The organism is Leifsonia sp. NPDC058292 (genome assembly GCF_042880955.1).
GTDB lineage: Bacteria > Actinomycetota > Actinomycetes > Actinomycetales > Microbacteriaceae > Leifsonia.
Genome location: NZ_JBHVYL010000036.1, coordinates 16,153 through 31,226 on the forward strand (window position 1 = coordinate 16,153; position 15,074 = coordinate 31,226).

A 15,074-nucleotide genomic window follows, 5' to 3' on the forward strand; every position below is an offset into this window, starting at 1 on the left:
TGAGAACTCTCAGAAAACGCAGCGGCCTATTCCGCGGCGTTGAGGGCCGCCACCTGCTCTGCGAATTGCCGGGCGCCACCCTGGGCCGGATGCCGAACGGCGGGCGCCTCGATGCCCTCGGCGGCCAGAGCGCCTTGGGCCTTGCGGCCGACCGCGACGATCGTCTCGATGCCGAATGCCCGCGCGAGCTCAAGCGCCACCGGGGTGCCCGCACGCACCTCCGCCGGCCTCGGCGTTCGGTTCGTTCGGGAATTGCCGGCCACAAAGGGATGGTGCGGATAGATCGGCCAGGTGAGCGGCAGGGGCCCGCGCCATGTGGCGATGGTCGAGGCCACGACCGCCGACGACGCCTCCCAGGGCGCCGCCGGATGCTCCGGCAGTTCGAGTGCCCCGTGCGTGCTGTACGCCCCGGCCAGCACCTGCCGGGCCGACACGAACGGCACACCGGTCACCGACATCCCGCGCCAGCCCGGCGCCTCGGCGAGCAGCATGACCCTCGGCGCACCCGCTGATCCCACCGCGGCGAAGTACCGCCGCAGATTGCGCTCGCGCAGCCGGCCCAGCTCATCGTCGCCGTAGAGGAACTCGGCGTCGACCGGAACGGGCACCGCAGCGAGCAGCCGGAAGAAGCGGTCGAGCGGATCGGTCATCGTCCCAGTGAATCAGGTCGCGGTGGATGGTCTCCATCCTTCGTCGTTTCCACCCACCACGTCCTTTACGATTACCGGGATGCCCCGCGTGCAGCAGGAAAAGGCCATGGGGTCTGGGCCGTCACGCAAACGAACATGCTCAGGAGCAGACCGTGGATGAAGGAAAGGTCAGCGACCACAGCACACTGAAGAGCATGTCGACGATGGCAGGCACGCTCGTGCTCATCGGCGGACTGATTCCGGCCCTCCTCACGATTGCCGCGGCAACGAGGAACACGTGTTTCCAGGAGGGGCCGTGGTCCCCACTGGCGCGCATCTCCGGGAGCGGAACCACCGCGACGCAAAGCCTGAGCTTTTTGCCGTTGGGTCGCCAATGCGACTGGCGGCGCGCGGACGGCAAGGGCACCGTGTCGACGTACAGCGGCAATTGGGCGGAGACTTCTCTGACCTACAGCGCTCTGGCCGTGGGCTTCGCGGGAATCATCTGGGGCGCCAAACGGAAGGATTCGCACGGGACCGGCGGCCAAGACACGGCACAGAGCGAATCCGAAATCGCGGACAGATAAGACCTGCGCTCAGAGCTGCGGCCGGAGCCCGATGCGCGGATGGGCGCCGATCGTCGCCGCTGCGAGCGCCGCGTCGACGGAATCGAGCGGGTAGGTCTCGCCCACCTGCGCGGCGAACGGATACCGCTGCCACGACTCCGCGAGGAACCGCACCGCCTGCTGCAAATGCTGCGGTGCGTAGTTGTGCACCCCGCGCACGGTGTGGAGCCGGCGCACCAGCTGTTCCGGGTCGATCGTCAGATCGGGGCCGGGGGAAAGCGATCCAGCGACGACCAGCACACCGCCGACATCGAGGACTTTCAGCAGGGTCTTCGCTGCCGCCGCCGCTCCTGAGAGTTCGAGAGCGATCGTCGGCGCGGCCCCTCTGCCTCCGGCGCGAGCGAGGGCGGCCGAGAGACCGAGCGGCGAGTCGGGCGCCGCTCGCGGGTCTGCGACAGCCACAGCGCCGAACGCGAGCGCAGCGTCGCGGCGGGCGGGATCCGGGTCGCTGATCGCGACGTGCGCGCCTGCGTCGGTGGCCATGGCGGCAGCGGTCAGGCCGAGCATCCCGGCGCCCGCCACCAGCACGAGCGCCCCTTCGAGCGGCGTGATCTCCGCTGCAGCCTCGAGCGCGGCGGCGACCGTCGCCGTGGCGCAGGATGCCGGCGCGAGCACCGCGGCGGGGATCTCCTCCGGCGCGGCGACGATCGGGGTGCCGTCGAGGATGTGCGCGTGGGTCGCGAACCCTCCGGACAGTTCCCAGCCGCGGCGCATGCGTTCGTGCCCGTAGCGCTGCAGGTTCAGGCACTTCTGCGGCAGCCCTCGTCGGCATCGCGCGCACCGACCGCACGGAACGGCCACCGACCACACGACACGTTCGCCGAGGGAGACCCGATGGCCGTCGACCGACTTCGCTCCACCGCGCCCGAGAGCCACGACCCGGCCGACCTGCTCGTGCCCCAGCACCAGCGGCGCCGAGGCGGCGCGATGCCCGAGCACGGTCTCCACGTCGGAGTCGCACACGGTGGCGAGTTCGATCTCGACGAGCGCGTCGCCCGGCGACAGGCGCACCCCTGGCACCGCGACCGCCTCGTGCGTGTGGCCCTCGCCGGGCCAGACCATCGCTGTCGCCGACGGGTACACACTGATCCCCTTGCCCGCGCTGGCGGGCGGTTCGACGACGCGCGGCGTGACCGCTCTGACGGTCACCGCGCGACGACGGCGGTCGCGCCGGCCGCGTCGGCTGCGTCGGCGGCGTCGGCCGCGTCGGCGGCGTCGGCCGCGTCGGCGGCGTCGGCCGCGTCGGCGGCGTCGGCCGCGTCGGCTGCGTCGGCTGCGTCGGCTGCGTCGAAACCGAGCAGCGAGGCGAGCTCGGCGACGCTCGCGACCACAACGTCCGCGCCGGCGTCGAGCAGCGTGGCCTCGTCGTGCTCCCCCGTCAGCACGCCCACGACGAGCCCCGCCCCTGCCGCGATCCCCGACGCGACGTCGCCGGACGTGTCGCCGACCACGACCATCCTTTCGACACTGGATGCGCCGGTGCGCAGCAGCGCCGTCAGTGGCAGGTCGGGGTAGGGGCGTCCACGCCCGGCCTCGGCGGCCGCGAGCGTGACATCGGCGAGACCGCGCCACCCGAGGGCGTCGATCACCGCATCCGTCGCCCGCCGGGGGAGGTCGGTGGTCAGCGCGACCTTCACGCCGGTGGCACTGAGCAGGCGCAGGAGCTCCTCCGCCCCTGGGACCTCCCGCACCCGGTCACCGTCGTCGACGACGGTCGTTCCCGCGAGCCCCAGCACGACGAGTTCGAGGTCGACGTCGATGCTGTCGTCTTCCACCTCTTCAACGTCATCCCACTCGAACTCCGAAGTGATGAGACCGTCGTGTCTGGCCATGGTCGTGCCCTCCTCCTGTGGTTCCCCCATGCACGTCGCGTCTTCGCGCACACGGCCCACCCAACTCACCCGGAACCCTGCGGCAACCGTATGAGCCGGGAGAGACGGCGGGCGCAACGCCCGGTTACCGGCGGATGAACGGAACGCGGCACTCAGGCGCTGCGACCCCCGTTCCCCAGAAGCCGAAGAACGTGTTGCATTTCTCTGACGCCCGGCGCGATAATGCATCATGCCTGCGGATGACAACACCCGAGAGTTCGACCCCGACATCGTCACCGACTTCCGCAAGAAGATGTCGTACGGTTCATACCTCGACCTCGAGACGCTGTTGAGCGCCCAGCGTCCGGTGAGCGAGCCCGAGCATCACGACGAACTGCTGTTCATCATCCAGCACCAGACGACCGAGCTCTGGCTGAAGCTGGTGCTGCACGAGCTGCAGTCGGCACGGGATCTGCTGCGTGCGGATCAGTTGCCACCGGCCTTGAAGCGCATCGCCCGGGTGAAGCACATCCAGCGAACGCTCACCGAACAATGGTCGGTGCTCGCCACCCTCACCCCCACCGAATACGCCGAGTTCCGTGGCTTTCTCGGCAACTCCTCCGGCTTCCAGTCGTACCAGTACCGCGCCGTGGAGTTCGTGCTCGGCAACAAGAATCGCAGGATGCTCAGCGTGTTCGAGAGCGACCCCGCAGCGCACGCCCTGCTCGCCGGCCTGCTCGATGAGCCCAGCATCTACGACGAGTTCTTGCGCTACCTGCACCGTGCCGGCTTCGCCATCCCCTCCTCGCTGCTCGATCGGGATGTCACCGAGGCGCACACGTTCACCCCGGAGCTCGTGCCCATCTTCCGTGACATCTACGAGCACGCCTCCGACCACTGGGCGGAGTACGAGGCGTGCGAAGAGCTGGTCGACCTCGAAGACAACTTCCAACTCTGGCGCTTCCGCCACCTCAAGACCGTGCAACGCACCATCGGCATGAAGTCGGGCACAGGCGGCTCGAACGGCGTCTCCTTCTTGCAGAAGGCGCTCGAGCTCACGTTCTTTCCCGAGCTCTTTGCGGTGCGCACCGAGATCGGAACCCCGCAGTGACCGCCACTGTCGCGTTCGACGCCGTCTGGAACGGCGACCGCTTTCTCGGCCGCACCGTCTTCGCCGTCGAGGAGTCGACGCTGCGTCGAACGGAGCGGTCGCACGCCGACACCGAGCTGGGCGGCGCTCTCATCCCCACGCTCACCGACCACCACACGCACCTCGGCCTCACCGATGCCGCGCGGCTCTTCGATAACGGCATCACCGAAGCCGTCGACCTGGGCTGGATTCCCGAGGTCTCGGCCGGCTGGCTGCCCGATCGGGCCGGCCACCCCGTCGTGCGCATCGCCGGCGCTCTGATCACCGCCCGAGGCGGATACCCGCTCAACGCGGGCTGGGGGCCTCCCGGCTCGTCAGCCGAAGTGTCGAACCCGGCTGAGGCGATCGAGGCTGTTCGTGTGCAACTCATGCGAGGAGCCTCGCGCATCAAGGTCACCCTGAACACCGACTCGGGCCCGACTGTGGACGACTCGACGCTGACGGCGATTGTGGAGGAGGCCCATCGCGCCGGGTTCCCAGTGACGGTGCACGCGCAGGGGGTCGGTCAGGTCGAGCGCGCCTTGGCCGCGGGTGCCGACCAACTCGCACACGCGCCCTTCTCCGAGCGGCTCGACGACGGCATCCTGCACCGCAGTGTCGCGGCCGGCGTGACCTGGGTCTCGACGCTGGATATTCACGGCTGGGGGCAGCCGACGCCGGAGTACGGGATCGCTGTGGACAACATCCGACGGTTCTCCAGCGCCGGCGGGCGTGTGCTCTACGGCTCCGATCTCGGCAACGGCCCGCTCGCCGTCGGGGTCAACGAGCGCGAGCTCCGCGGCCTCGTCGACGCCGGGCTCAGCGACGTGCAGCTCATGCAGTCGATCGCCGGCGCGAGCACGGCCGACACCGTTGGGCCGAGATACGCGCGGGTGCCGGGCGACCTCCCCACCACCGCGTCCGACCTCCCCTCCTGGCTCGCCACCGCGCGCGGCCTCACCGTCACGACCATCCCCGGAGCCAGCCGATGACACCCCCCACCGATCACCTCGCCGCCGCCCACACCCTCGACGCGACCGACCCGCTCGCCGCGTACCGCCTCGGCTTCGCGGGCATCGACGACGGCAGCAGCGACATCGTCGCCTACCTCGACGGCAACTCGCTTGGCCGCCCGACGAGGGCGAGCATCGAGCGCATCAACCGCTTTCTCGTCGAAGGCTGGGGCGGCCGACTCATCCGCGGCTGGGACGAGCAGTGGATGCAGCTGCCGTTCACGATCGGCGATGCCATCGGTGCGAACGTGGTCGGCGCCGCGGCGGGCCAGACCTTCGTCGGCGACTCGACGACGGTCATCCTCTACAAACTGGCCAGGGCGGCGGTGGATGCGCGGCCCGGCCGCACCGAGATCGTGCTCGACACCGACAACTTCCCCACCGACCGGTACGTGCTCGACGGCATCGCCCGCGAGCGCGGGCTGACCCTGCGCTGGATCGAGGCCGACACCTCCGGCGGCGTCTCGCCCGAGCAGGTGGCAGCCGTCGTCGGCCCGCAGACGGCCCTCGTCGTGCTGAGCCACGTCGCCTACCGCTCCGGGTTTCTCGCCGACGCGCCCGCCATCACGCGCGTCGCCCACGCCGCCGGCGCTCTGGTGCTGTGGGATCTCTGCCACTCCGCCGGCTCCGTTCCCACCGACCTCGATGACTGGGGCGTCGACCTCGCCGTCGGCTGCACATACAAGTACTTGAACGGGGGCCCGGGCTCGCCGGCGTTCGGGTACGTGCGCGCCGAGCTGCAGAGCGAGATCGCCCAGCCGATCCAGGGCTGGATGGGAGCCTCCGACGTGTTCGCGATGGGCCCCGCCTACCGGCCGGCGGAGGGCATCCGCCGCTTCGTCAGCGGAACGCCGGCCATCGTCGGCATGCTCGCGATGCAAGACACGATCGCCATGATCGCGGAGTGCGGCATGCCCGCGGTGCGCGCCAAGTCGGTCGCTCTCACCGAGTTCGCGCTGGCGATGAGCGACGACGTGCTCGCGCCGCTCGGCGTCAGTGTCGCCTCCCCGCGCGACCCCGAGCGCCGCGGCGGTCACGTGACCCTGAACCATCCCGCCATGCGCGAGGTCACCGCCTTGCTCTGGGAACGGGACGTCATCCCCGACTACCGCGACCCCCATGGCCTCCGCATCGGCCTCTCCCCGCTCAGCACCAGTTTCGAGGAGACCTTCCGCGGGCTCTCCGCGGTGCGCGACGCCCTGCAAGAGCTGACGTGACGACGACCACCGCAGACCCCGCGAGCCGCGCCGAACCCAGCTTGGCGGCGCCCGGGGAGGTGGATTCGGCGCGACTGTCCGCGCTCGAAGACCTGGAAGCCCGGTCGGGGAGCGCGGCGGCGCTGCTTCGCACCATCGTCGGAAGCGTGCTCCGTCCGCTCGGCGGCTGGATGTCGTCCGCCGGCGCCGTCGACCTGCTGGCGGCTCTCGACGTGCCGGCCACCACGGCCCGGTCTTCGCTCACCCGGATCACCGCCCGAGGCGTGCTCGTGCGCGAGACCCGCGGTGGAGCGACCGGCTACGCGCTCTCCGCTGCGGCCGCTCCCATGCTCGATCGCGGCGACCGCCGCATCTTCGCCGACCGCACCCCGCCGGCCTCCGCGAGTTGGTGCCTGCTGTCGTACTCCATCCCCGAGCGTCACCGCGATCGCCGGGCACGCCTGCGCCGCCGCCTGGAGACGCTCGGCTGCGGCACGGTCTCCGACGGCCTGTGGATCGCACCCGCGGCCCTGGCCGACGACCTGCGCGAGGCCGTCGACGCACTCGCCGCCCCCGGCGAGGTGCAGCTGTTCACGGATGCCCGGCCCACCGCGGCAGACCTGCCGACGCTGATCGCCGGCTGGTACGACGTGCCCCGGATGCGCGCCGCACACACCGCCTTCATCGCCCGCTTCGGCGACGCCCCCGCGCCGGCGGACGACCGTGCGGCCTTCGCCCGCTGGATGCGCGTGCTGGACGAGTGGCGGGTCATCCCCTACCTCGACCCTGTGCTCCCCGCGGCCGCCCTGCCAGCGGACTGGCCGGGCGCCGCATCCGCCGCCCTGTTCGCCGACCTGCGCGCCTCGCTCGCTCCCCGCGCGCTGGCGCATGCCCGCAGCGTCGCCCGCTGACGGAAGCACCGGCCGGACCCGGTAGAATCGTGGCATCCCCGACCCCTGTGAAGCGGAGCGCGCGTTGCCAACGATCGTTGTAGAAGTCATGCCGAAGGCCGAACTGCTCGACCCACAGGGCAAGGCCGTCGCCGGCGCCCTGTCGCGGATCGGCAAGGGCGGGTTCACCGGCGTCCGCGTCGGCAAGCGGTTCGAGCTGACCGTCGACGGCCCGATCGACGACGCGACGCGCGCCGCGGTCGAGGAGATCGCCGGCGAGATCCTCTCGAACTCCGTGATCGAAGACGTGGTGGGCATCCACTACCCGGAGGAGCAGGCCTGATGCGCGTCGGCGTCGTCACCTTCCCGGGCTCGCTCGACGACCGCGACGCCCTGCGCGCCATCCGTCTGGCCGGCGCCGAGGCCGTCGCGCTCTGGCACGGCGAGCACGACCTCCAGGGCGTCGACGCCCTGGTGCTCCCCGGTGGTTTCAGCTACGGCGACTACCTGCGCTGCGGCGCCATCGCGAGCCTCTCCCCGATCATGACCGAGGTCATCGACGCGGCCGGCAAGGGGATGCCCGTGCTCGGCATCTGCAACGGCTTCCAGATGCTCGCCGAGGCGCACCTCGTGTCGGGCGGCCTGATCCGCAACGACCACGGCAACTTCATCCGTCGCGACCAGTCACTGCGCGTCGAGAACGTCGACACCCCGTGGACGAGCGGTTTCGAGCTCGGCCAGGAGATCGTCATCCCGCTCAAGAACGGCGAGGGCGGCTTCATCGCCTCCGCCGAAGAGCTGAACCGCCTCGAGGGCGAAGGCCTGGTGGCGTTCCGGTACCAGGGCGTCAACCCGAACGGCTCGCTCAACGACATCGCCGGTGTGCGCAACGAACGCGGCAACGTGGTCGGCCTGATGCCGCATCCCGAGCACGCCGTCGAGCCCGGTTTCGGCCCCGATACGAAGGCCGCCATGCGCTCCGGCACCGACGGCCTCACCTTCTTCACCTCGGTGCTGCGTTCCACGCTGCTGCCCGCCTGACCTCTTTTCCCCTCCGGCATCCACACATCTTGGAGAGTGCCCGCGTGACCGAAGCTTCCCCCGCCACCGCACACGTCGTCGACACCGTCGCCAACGCGATCGCGACCCCCGAGAGGGAGCAGCCGTTCGCGGCGCTCGGCCTCAAGGAGGACGAGTACGCCAGCATCCGTGAGATCCTCGGCCGCCGCCCCACCAGCGGTGAGCTGGCGATGTACTCGGTGATGTGGTCGGAGCACTGCTCGTACAAGTCGTCGAAGATGTACCTGCGCCAGTTCGGCCAGAAGGTCACCCCGGCCATGAAGAAGAACCTCATGGTGGGCATGGGCGAGAACGCCGGTGTCGTGGATGTGGGTGAGGGCTGGGCGGTGACCTTCAAGGTCGAGTCGCACAACCACCCGAGCTACATCGAGCCGTTCCAGGGCGCTGCCACCGGCGTCGGCGGCATCGTGCGCGACATCATCTCGATGGGCGCGCGCCCGGTGGCCGTGATGGACCAGCTGCGCTTCGGCGCCATCGACAACCCCGACACGGCCCGCGTCGTGCACGGCGTCGTCTCCGGCATCTCGTTCTACGGCAACTGCCTCGGCCTGCCGAACATCGGCGGCGAGACCTACTTCGACCCGATCTACCAGGGCAACCCGCTCGTCAACGCCCTCTCGGTCGGCGTGCTGCGGCACGAAGACCTGCACCTGGCGAACGCATCCGGCCTCGGCAACAAGGTCGTGCTGTTCGGCGCGCGCACCGGCGGCGACGGCATCGGCGGCGCGAGCATCCTGGCCTCCGACACGTTCTCGGCCGGCGGCCCGACCAAGCGCCCGGCGGTGCAGGTCGGCGACCCGTTCGCCGAGAAGGTGCTCATCGAGTGCTGCCTCGAGCTGTTCCGCGACAAGCTCGTCGAGGGCATCCAGGATCTCGGCGCGGCCGGCATCTCGTGCGCGACGAGCGAGCTCGCCTCGAACGGCGACGGCGGCATGTTCATCGAGCTCGAGAAGGTTCTGCTGCGCGATCCGACGCTCACGGCCGAGGAGATCCTCATGTCGGAGAGCCAGGAGCGCATGATGGCCGTCGTGAAGCCCGAGCTGCTCGACGCCTTCCTCGCGGTGACCGCGAAATGGGATGTCGAGACCAGCGTTCTCGGCGAGGTCACCGACACCGGCCGCCTGATCATCAACTGGCACGGCGAAGAGATCGTCAACGTCGAGCCGCGCACGGTCGCGGTCGACGGGCCCGTCTACGAGCGCCCGGTCGCCTACCCGGCCTGGATCGACGCCCTGCAGGCCGACACGGCCTCGCGTCTGGCCCGCCCCACCGGGGGCGACGAGTTGCGTGAGCAGTTCCTGGCCTTGCTCGGCAGCGCCAACCTGGCCGACAAGGGCTGGATCACCGACCAGTACGACTACTTCGTGGGCGGCAACACCGCCCTCGCCTTCCCCGACGACGCCGGCATGATCCGCGTCGACGAGGAGAGCGGCCTCGGCTTCGCGATCGCGACCGACGCGAACGGCCGCTACTGCCAGCTCGACCCCAAGCAAGGCGCCAAGCTCGCTCTGGCCGAGGCGTACCGCAACGTCGCCTCCTCGGGCGCCGTTCCCGCGGCGGTCACCGACTGCCTCAACTTCGGCAGCCCGGAGAACCCCGAGGTGATGTGGCAGTTCTCGCAGGCCGTCGAGGGCCTGTCGGATGCGTGCCTCGAGCTCGAGATCCCGGTCACCGGCGGCAACGTCTCGTTCTACAACCAGACCGGTTCGACCCCGATCTTCCCCACCCCGGTCGTGGGTGTGCTCGGCGTGATCGACGACGTCGCGCGTCGCATCCCCGCCGGCTGGCAAGACGAGGGCGACAACATCTACCTGCTCGGCATCACCCGTGAAGAACTCGACGGCTCGGCCTGGGCCGCCACGGTGCACGGCCACCTCGGCGGCCTGCCGCCCGCGGTCGACCTCGATCGCGAGCGCGACCTCGCCGGGCTGCTGCACGCGGCATCCCTGGAGAGCCTGGTTGCCTCCGCCCACGACCTCGCCGACGGCGGCCTCGCGCAGGCCCTGGCTGAGAGCGTTCTGCGGTTCGGCGTCGGCGCGCGCGTCTGGCTCACCGAGATCATGGAGCGCGACGGCGTGGATGCGGCGACAGCGCTCTTCTCTGAGTCGACGGGCCGCGTGATCGTGTCGGTTCCCCGCGAAGACGACGTCAAGTTCCGTGGGCTGTGCGAGGGGCGCGACTTCCCCGTGGTGCGCATCGGCGTCACCGACGCGGAGGTGGGCACGCAGCCCGTGCTCGAGGTGCAGGACCAGTTCACGGTCGGCCTCGAGGAGCTGCAGCACACGCACCGCTCGACGCTGCCCGAGCACTTCGGCCCCGTCGTCGCCTGACCGGTCGCCTGACGCCACCCACCGCGCGCGCGTCGGCGGGGATTCCGGTCTCAGAGAGCAGGACCTCCGGCGCGACGGACGGATGCACGGCGCGCCGCCGAAGAACTCCGGCGGCCACCGGTCTCGACCGGCAGCACGACGGCGTCGTCCTCGCTCGCCGAGGCCGCCGCGCATCCACACGACTGCCGCAGCACGAGTTCGACGGCGACCTCGTGACGCTGCCACCCGTCTCGGCCGGCCATGATCTCGAAGAGCCGCTCGCTGGCGATGCGGGCGATGCGCTGGGCCGGCACGCGCACGGTGGTGATGCTGGGGGTGGTCACACGAGCGAGCCCGAAATCGTCGAAGCCGACGATCGCCACCTCGCCCGGCACGTCGACGGATGCGCTCCTCAGCACCGTCAGCGCACCGAACGCCATGTCGTCGTTGGCGGCGACGATCCCGTCGAATTCGCGCATCCTCTCCCCTAGGCCTTGAACGGCGGCGACGCCCGACGACTCGCTGAGGTCGCCCTCGACGATGAGGGATTCCGCCTCGAGGCCGTGCGCGTGTACCGCGTCCACGAACCCGGCGCGGCGGTCGGCGCCGGTCTGGTGGTCGAGCGGTCCGGTGAGGTGGAGCAGCCGGCGGCGGCCGTGGGCGGTGATCAGGTGCTCGGTGATGGCGCGCGAGGCGGCGCGGTCGTCGATCCCCACCGTGACCGCATCCGGAAGGTGGGGGAAGTTGCCGATCATCACGACCGGGAGCCCGCTCGCGATCAGCCGTTCCACGGTCGGGTCGTCGATCGCGGCACTCGTGAGAATCGCGCCGTCGGCGCTCTTCGAGCGCATCACACGCTCGTAGGCGGCCAGACCGTGCTCGTTGTCGGGGTTGGTCGAGACGAGCAGCTGCACATCGTTCTCGTTGGCGACCGACGACGCGCCTTCGAGCACGAGCATGAAGTAGCTGTGCCCGAACACGTGGGTCGCGGTGGTGGGAACGATCAGCGCGATCGTTCCGGCATGCTGACTGCGTAGGGCACGCGCCGCCGAGCTGGGCACGTAGCCGAGCTCGGCCGCGGCGTCGACCACGGCTTTGCGGGTGTCGTCTCCGATCCGAGGCTTGCCCGCGAGGGCCATGGAGACGGCCGACGGCGTGATGCCCACCTTGTCGGCGATGTCACGAAGGGTGACGCGCCTGGCACTCGCCCGCTCCGGCATGTCGGTCCCCTCCCGTGCGAGCGTCGCCCGCGCGATTCTTACCGTAGCTCAAGACCGTTCGGCTGCCGTGGCGTCGCTGTCCGCGTCACCGGCGAAAGCAACGCGTTCCCTCGGAAACGACGGAGCGGCCTCGGTCGGCGTGCGTCGCAGCGAACCGTCCTCGTGCTCGGTCAGCTCGATTAGTCCCATGCGCCGCAGGAAGGGCGTGACCCCGCGGGCCGGGTCGGCGAAGGTCTCCGACCGGGCGTCGTGGGAGGTCTCGGGATGCAGCACGAACTCCTCCACATTGCGCCCCCCCGAGGCGTACGACCAGTCGACGAAGTCGAGCAGTGGCCACCACGTGAGGCCTCGCACGTCGACGCCGTCGTCATGGAGAGCGCGCACGGTCGCGCTGGCCGCCTCGAGCCACTCCCGCCGCAGCTGCTGCGAGCCCTCGATGCTGGTCTCGGTGACGAGCATCGGCATCCGGTACCGCTCCTCCCACCGCAGGAGAACGGCGCGCAGCCCGTCGGACCAGTGGTTGGCGGTGACCTGGCGGGTCACGCCATCCACCTCCTCCAGGATGCGCGGGGTCAGGTCGGGGTAGTAGTTCACCCCCATCAGGTCGATGGCCGGGGCACCGGCACGCAGTTCCGCCAGGTGCTCGGGGGCCGCGCCGTTGGTCGCGAGCCAGCCGCGCTGAGGATGCTCCGCGCCGACACGACCGAGGATGAGGTCGGTCGGCAGTGTGGAGAGGGAGCGCAAGAGCTCGACCTCATCGTCGAGGCGTTCATCCGCGGTCTCGTAGATCTGCGATGCCTCCACGTGCACGATGACGGCGTTCGGGTTGGCGTCACGGATGGCGGCGATCGCCCGCTGCACGCCACGGGCTATGCCGACCGCCACGGTCGTCCAACCGTCCCAGCCGGTGAGCGCAGGCGGCCAGACGCCGCGGAGCCCGCAGAACGAAGCCGTCGTGATCGGCTCGTTCAGCGGAGTGATGTGGTCGACCACCCCCCGGTACCGCTCGGCGAACGCACCGGCGAACTCCGCGAGCGCCTCCGGGAAGACCGGGTCGGCGAACGAGCCGTCGAGCCAGGTCGGCGTGCCGTAGTGCACGAGGTCGGCGATCACCGTGAGCCCCAGCTCGTTCACGGCGACCTCGAGCCGCTCATCGAGGCTGCTCCAATCGAACCGGCCGGGAGCCACGTGCACGAGCGGCCAGTTGACGCCGTAGCGCAGCCCCGTGGCGCCGAGACCCGATGCGGTGGCCAGGTCTTGCCGCCAGTGCTCGTCGTGCCCGGTGAGCGAGAACTCGTTCAGCGGGCCCATGGAAGAGCCGGGCGGCGGGTACACGCAGGTGTCCTCGATCCCGATCAGCCAGCTCAGCCGGTCGTGGGGGAAACCGTCGATGGGTGCGGTCACTTGAGTCCTGTCGTTGCGACGCCGGCGACGAAGTATCGCTGAGCGAGGAAGAAGGCGATGGCGATGGGGAGCAGCGAGATCACGGCTCCGGCCATCAGCACCGCGTGGTCGGTCACATGCTGGCCGCCGAAGAGCGCGAGCCCGGCGGGGAGGGTGCGCATCTCCGTCGTGCTGGTGACGACGAGCGGCCAGAGGAGGTCGTTCCACAGAGCGGTGAAGTTCAGCACCGCGACCGTTGCGATCGCCGGCTTGGCCAGCGGCAGGATGATCTGCCAGTAGATGCGGAAATGCCCGGCGCCGTCGATCCTGGCCGCCTCGTCGAGGTCACGCGGGATCGAGATGAAGAACTGGCGGAACAGGAAGATGCCGAACGCGCTCGTGGCACGCGGGATGATCAGGCCCTGATACGTGTTCAGCCAGTTCAGGTGGAACAGCTCGATGAACACCGGGATGAGCGTGACCTGGAAAGGCACCATCAAGGTCACCAGCACGAGCCAGAACGCGATGTTCCTGCCGCGGAAATCGAGTCTGGCCAGGGCGTAGGCGCACATCGAGTCGAACAGCAACGTGAGCAGCGTCGTGACTCCCGCGAACACCAAGGTGTTGAACACGAGCAGCAGGAAGGGCAGCTGCTCCCACACCCCCTGGTAGCCGTGGAGCGTCCACTCGGTGGGGAACAGGCTGGCCGGATTGCCGAAGAGGTCCTTCTCCGTGCGGAACGAGGCCGAGAGCATCCAGATGAACGGCACGAGGGCGAAGACGAGACCGATGGCCACGAAGATCCACCGCGAGACCGTTCCGGCGAGACCGGCGGGCCGGGTCGAGCGCCGGCCGAGGGTGTCAGTCGACATCGTTGTACCTGAAGATTCTGAGTTGGAGGGCGGAGATGATGACGATGACGAGGAACAGAGCCCACGAGATCGCCGCCGCGTAGCCGGTGTTGAAGTTCACGAACCCTTCGCGGAACAACAGCGTGACCAGCGTCTCGGTGGAGGAGAGCGGACCTCCTCCGGTCATCACGTAGACGAGGTCGAACAGCTGGAACGACTGGATCGTCATGATGAGGGTCGCGAACAGCATCGTCGGCCGCAGCGCCGGCAGGGTGATGTAGCGAAGCAGCTGCACCGCTCCTGCACCATCGAGCCGCGCGGCCTCGTAGCGCTCCGAGGGGATGCCCTTCAGCCCCGCGATGAGGATGATCATGACGAACCCGGCGTTCTTCCAGATGTTCACGAAGATGATCGTGGGCAGGGCGAGCTCCGGAGACTGCAGGAAGCCGATCTTGCCGAGCCCGAGCGCCGAGGTCACGCCGCCGATCAGGCCGAGCTCGGGGTCGAGAAGAAAGCGCCAGACCAGTCCGATCGAGGTGAGCGACACCACCGTCGGAAAGAAGAACGCCGACCGGATGATGCGGGTGCCGAGCCCCTCACGGGCGAGAGCCAGAGCCAGGGCCAGCCCGATGACGACGATCCCGACCACCGAAAGGACTGTGATCGCCGTGGTGTGGACCAGGGCATCCCAGAACTTCGGGTCCCGGGCGAGCGCGGCGTAATTGTCGAAGCCGACCCAGGGCTGCTCGGCGGCGCCGATCGTCCAGTCGTGCAGGCTGTACCAGAACGAGACGACGATCGGCCAGAGCACGAAGACGCCCAGGATGAGAAAGCTGGGGGCGATGAAGAGCAGCGCCGGGCCGAGCCGGAATCGCCGGCGGCGACCGCGCGGCTCCTCGGGCCGGGTGGAACGTGCCCGGGAGCCGCTGTGCGGCTC

At 69.8% G+C, this 15,074-nt stretch carries 15 protein-coding genes; 8 read left to right on the forward strand and 7 right to left on the reverse strand.

The window, feature by feature from the left end:
- Positions 1-26 precede the first annotated feature (26 nt).
- Positions 27-650, reverse strand: coding sequence for a uracil-DNA glycosylase (locus tag ACFVWR_RS16080; RefSeq protein ID WP_387214274.1), 624 nt, complete (start codon positions 648-650; stop codon positions 27-29).
- A 152-nt stretch (positions 651-802) separates the two neighbouring features.
- Here ACFVWR_RS16080 and ACFVWR_RS16085 point away from each other — a divergent pair, with 152 nt between their 5' ends.
- A complete protein-coding gene (locus ACFVWR_RS16085) occupies positions 803-1,216 on the forward strand; it encodes a hypothetical protein (RefSeq protein WP_387214277.1) in 414 nt (137 codons plus the stop codon).
- Between the two features lie 9 nt (positions 1,217-1,225).
- On the opposite strand, the gene ACFVWR_RS16090 is transcribed toward ACFVWR_RS16085, so the two are convergent.
- On the reverse strand, positions 1,226-2,404 hold the full coding sequence (locus ACFVWR_RS16090) for an alcohol dehydrogenase catalytic domain-containing protein (RefSeq protein WP_387214280.1): 1,179 nt from the start codon (positions 2,402-2,404) through the stop codon (positions 1,226-1,228).
- A complete protein-coding gene (locus ACFVWR_RS16095; protein WP_387214283.1) occupies positions 2,401-3,357 on the reverse strand; it encodes an HAD family hydrolase in 957 nt (318 codons plus the stop codon). Before ACFVWR_RS16095 ends, ACFVWR_RS16090 begins: the two co-directional genes overlap by 4 nt.
- Here ACFVWR_RS16095 and kynA point away from each other — a divergent pair.
- The 7 genes from kynA to purL all read left to right on the forward strand — a co-directional run bounded on the left by kynA (position 3,317) and on the right by purL (position 10,704).
- Positions 3,317-4,177 (forward strand): tryptophan 2,3-dioxygenase, encoded by an 861-nt coding sequence (gene kynA / locus ACFVWR_RS16100; protein WP_387214286.1) that lies wholly within the window; start codon positions 3,317-3,319, stop codon positions 4,175-4,177. The genes ACFVWR_RS16095 and kynA overlap by 41 nt on opposite strands.
- Entirely contained in the window at positions 4,174-5,187 is a 1,014-nt protein-coding gene (locus tag ACFVWR_RS16105) for an amidohydrolase family protein (protein WP_387214289.1), read from the forward strand. The genes kynA and ACFVWR_RS16105 overlap by 4 nt, the downstream gene beginning before the upstream one ends.
- Entirely contained in the window at positions 5,184-6,425 is a 1,242-nt protein-coding gene (locus tag ACFVWR_RS16110; protein WP_387214292.1) for a kynureninase, read from the forward strand. The genes ACFVWR_RS16105 and ACFVWR_RS16110 overlap by 4 nt, the downstream gene beginning before the upstream one ends.
- Positions 6,422-7,315 carry a PaaX family transcriptional regulator C-terminal domain-containing protein gene (locus ACFVWR_RS16115; RefSeq protein ID WP_387214295.1) on the forward strand — a complete coding sequence of 298 codons (894 nt, stop codon included), beginning with the start codon at positions 6,422-6,424 and terminating at the stop codon, positions 7,313-7,315. Before ACFVWR_RS16110 ends, ACFVWR_RS16115 begins: the two co-directional genes overlap by 4 nt.
- Before the next feature lie 64 nt (positions 7,316-7,379).
- Positions 7,380-7,637, forward strand: a complete 258-nt coding sequence (gene purS / locus ACFVWR_RS16120) for a phosphoribosylformylglycinamidine synthase subunit PurS (protein ID WP_387214298.1) — start codon at positions 7,380-7,382, stop codon at positions 7,635-7,637.
- The gene (purQ, locus tag ACFVWR_RS16125) at positions 7,637-8,335 is read left to right on the forward strand and encodes a phosphoribosylformylglycinamidine synthase subunit PurQ (RefSeq protein WP_387214301.1); all 699 of its coding nucleotides are present in this window, start codon (positions 7,637-7,639) and stop codon (positions 8,333-8,335) included. Before purS ends, purQ begins: the two co-directional genes overlap by 1 nt.
- Before the next feature lie 44 nt (positions 8,336-8,379).
- Positions 8,380-10,704, forward strand: a complete 2,325-nt coding sequence (purL, locus tag ACFVWR_RS16130) for a phosphoribosylformylglycinamidine synthase subunit PurL (RefSeq protein WP_387214304.1) — start codon at positions 8,380-8,382, stop codon at positions 10,702-10,704.
- A 50-nt stretch (positions 10,705-10,754) separates the two neighbouring features.
- On the opposite strand, the gene ACFVWR_RS16135 is transcribed toward purL, so the two are convergent.
- From ACFVWR_RS16135 to ACFVWR_RS16150, 4 genes are all read right to left on the reverse strand, one after another.
- On the reverse strand, positions 10,755-11,903 hold the full coding sequence (locus ACFVWR_RS16135; RefSeq protein ID WP_387214307.1) for a LacI family DNA-binding transcriptional regulator: 1,149 nt from the start codon (positions 11,901-11,903) through the stop codon (positions 10,755-10,757).
- 48 nt (positions 11,904-11,951) lie between these two features.
- On the reverse strand, positions 11,952-13,307 hold the full coding sequence (locus tag ACFVWR_RS16140) for a family 1 glycosylhydrolase (RefSeq protein ID WP_387214310.1): 1,356 nt from the start codon (positions 13,305-13,307) through the stop codon (positions 11,952-11,954).
- On the reverse strand, positions 13,304-14,158 hold the full coding sequence (locus ACFVWR_RS16145) for a carbohydrate ABC transporter permease (protein ID WP_387214313.1): 855 nt from the start codon (positions 14,156-14,158) through the stop codon (positions 13,304-13,306). The genes ACFVWR_RS16140 and ACFVWR_RS16145 overlap by 4 nt, the downstream gene beginning before the upstream one ends.
- Positions 14,148-15,074, reverse strand: a 927-nt coding sequence (locus tag ACFVWR_RS16150; RefSeq protein WP_387214316.1) for a carbohydrate ABC transporter permease, incomplete at its 5' end; no start/stop codon positions are given. The genes ACFVWR_RS16145 and ACFVWR_RS16150, both read right to left, overlap by 11 nt.

Coding starts and splice junctions, on each gene's coding strand:
- ACFVWR_RS16135 (WP_387214307.1), bottom strand. CDS start 11,903: ATGCCGGAGCGGGCGAGTGCCAGGCGCGTCACCCTTCGTGACATCGCC.
- purQ (WP_387214301.1), top strand. CDS start 7,637: ATGCGCGTCGGCGTCGTCACCTTCCCGGGCTCGCTCGACGACCGCGAC.
- ACFVWR_RS16145 (WP_387214313.1), bottom strand. CDS start 14,158: ATGTCGACTGACACCCTCGGCCGGCGCTCGACCCGGCCCGCCGGTCTC.
- kynA (WP_387214286.1), top strand. CDS start 3,317: ATGCCTGCGGATGACAACACCCGAGAGTTCGACCCCGACATCGTCACC.
- ACFVWR_RS16095 (WP_387214283.1), bottom strand. CDS start 3,357: ATGTCGGGGTCGAACTCTCGGGTGTTGTCATCCGCAGGCATGATGCAT.
- ACFVWR_RS16080 (WP_387214274.1), bottom strand. CDS start 650: ATGACCGATCCGCTCGACCGCTTCTTCCGGCTGCTCGCTGCGGTGCCC.
- ACFVWR_RS16110 (WP_387214292.1), top strand. CDS start 5,184: ATGACACCCCCCACCGATCACCTCGCCGCCGCCCACACCCTCGACGCG.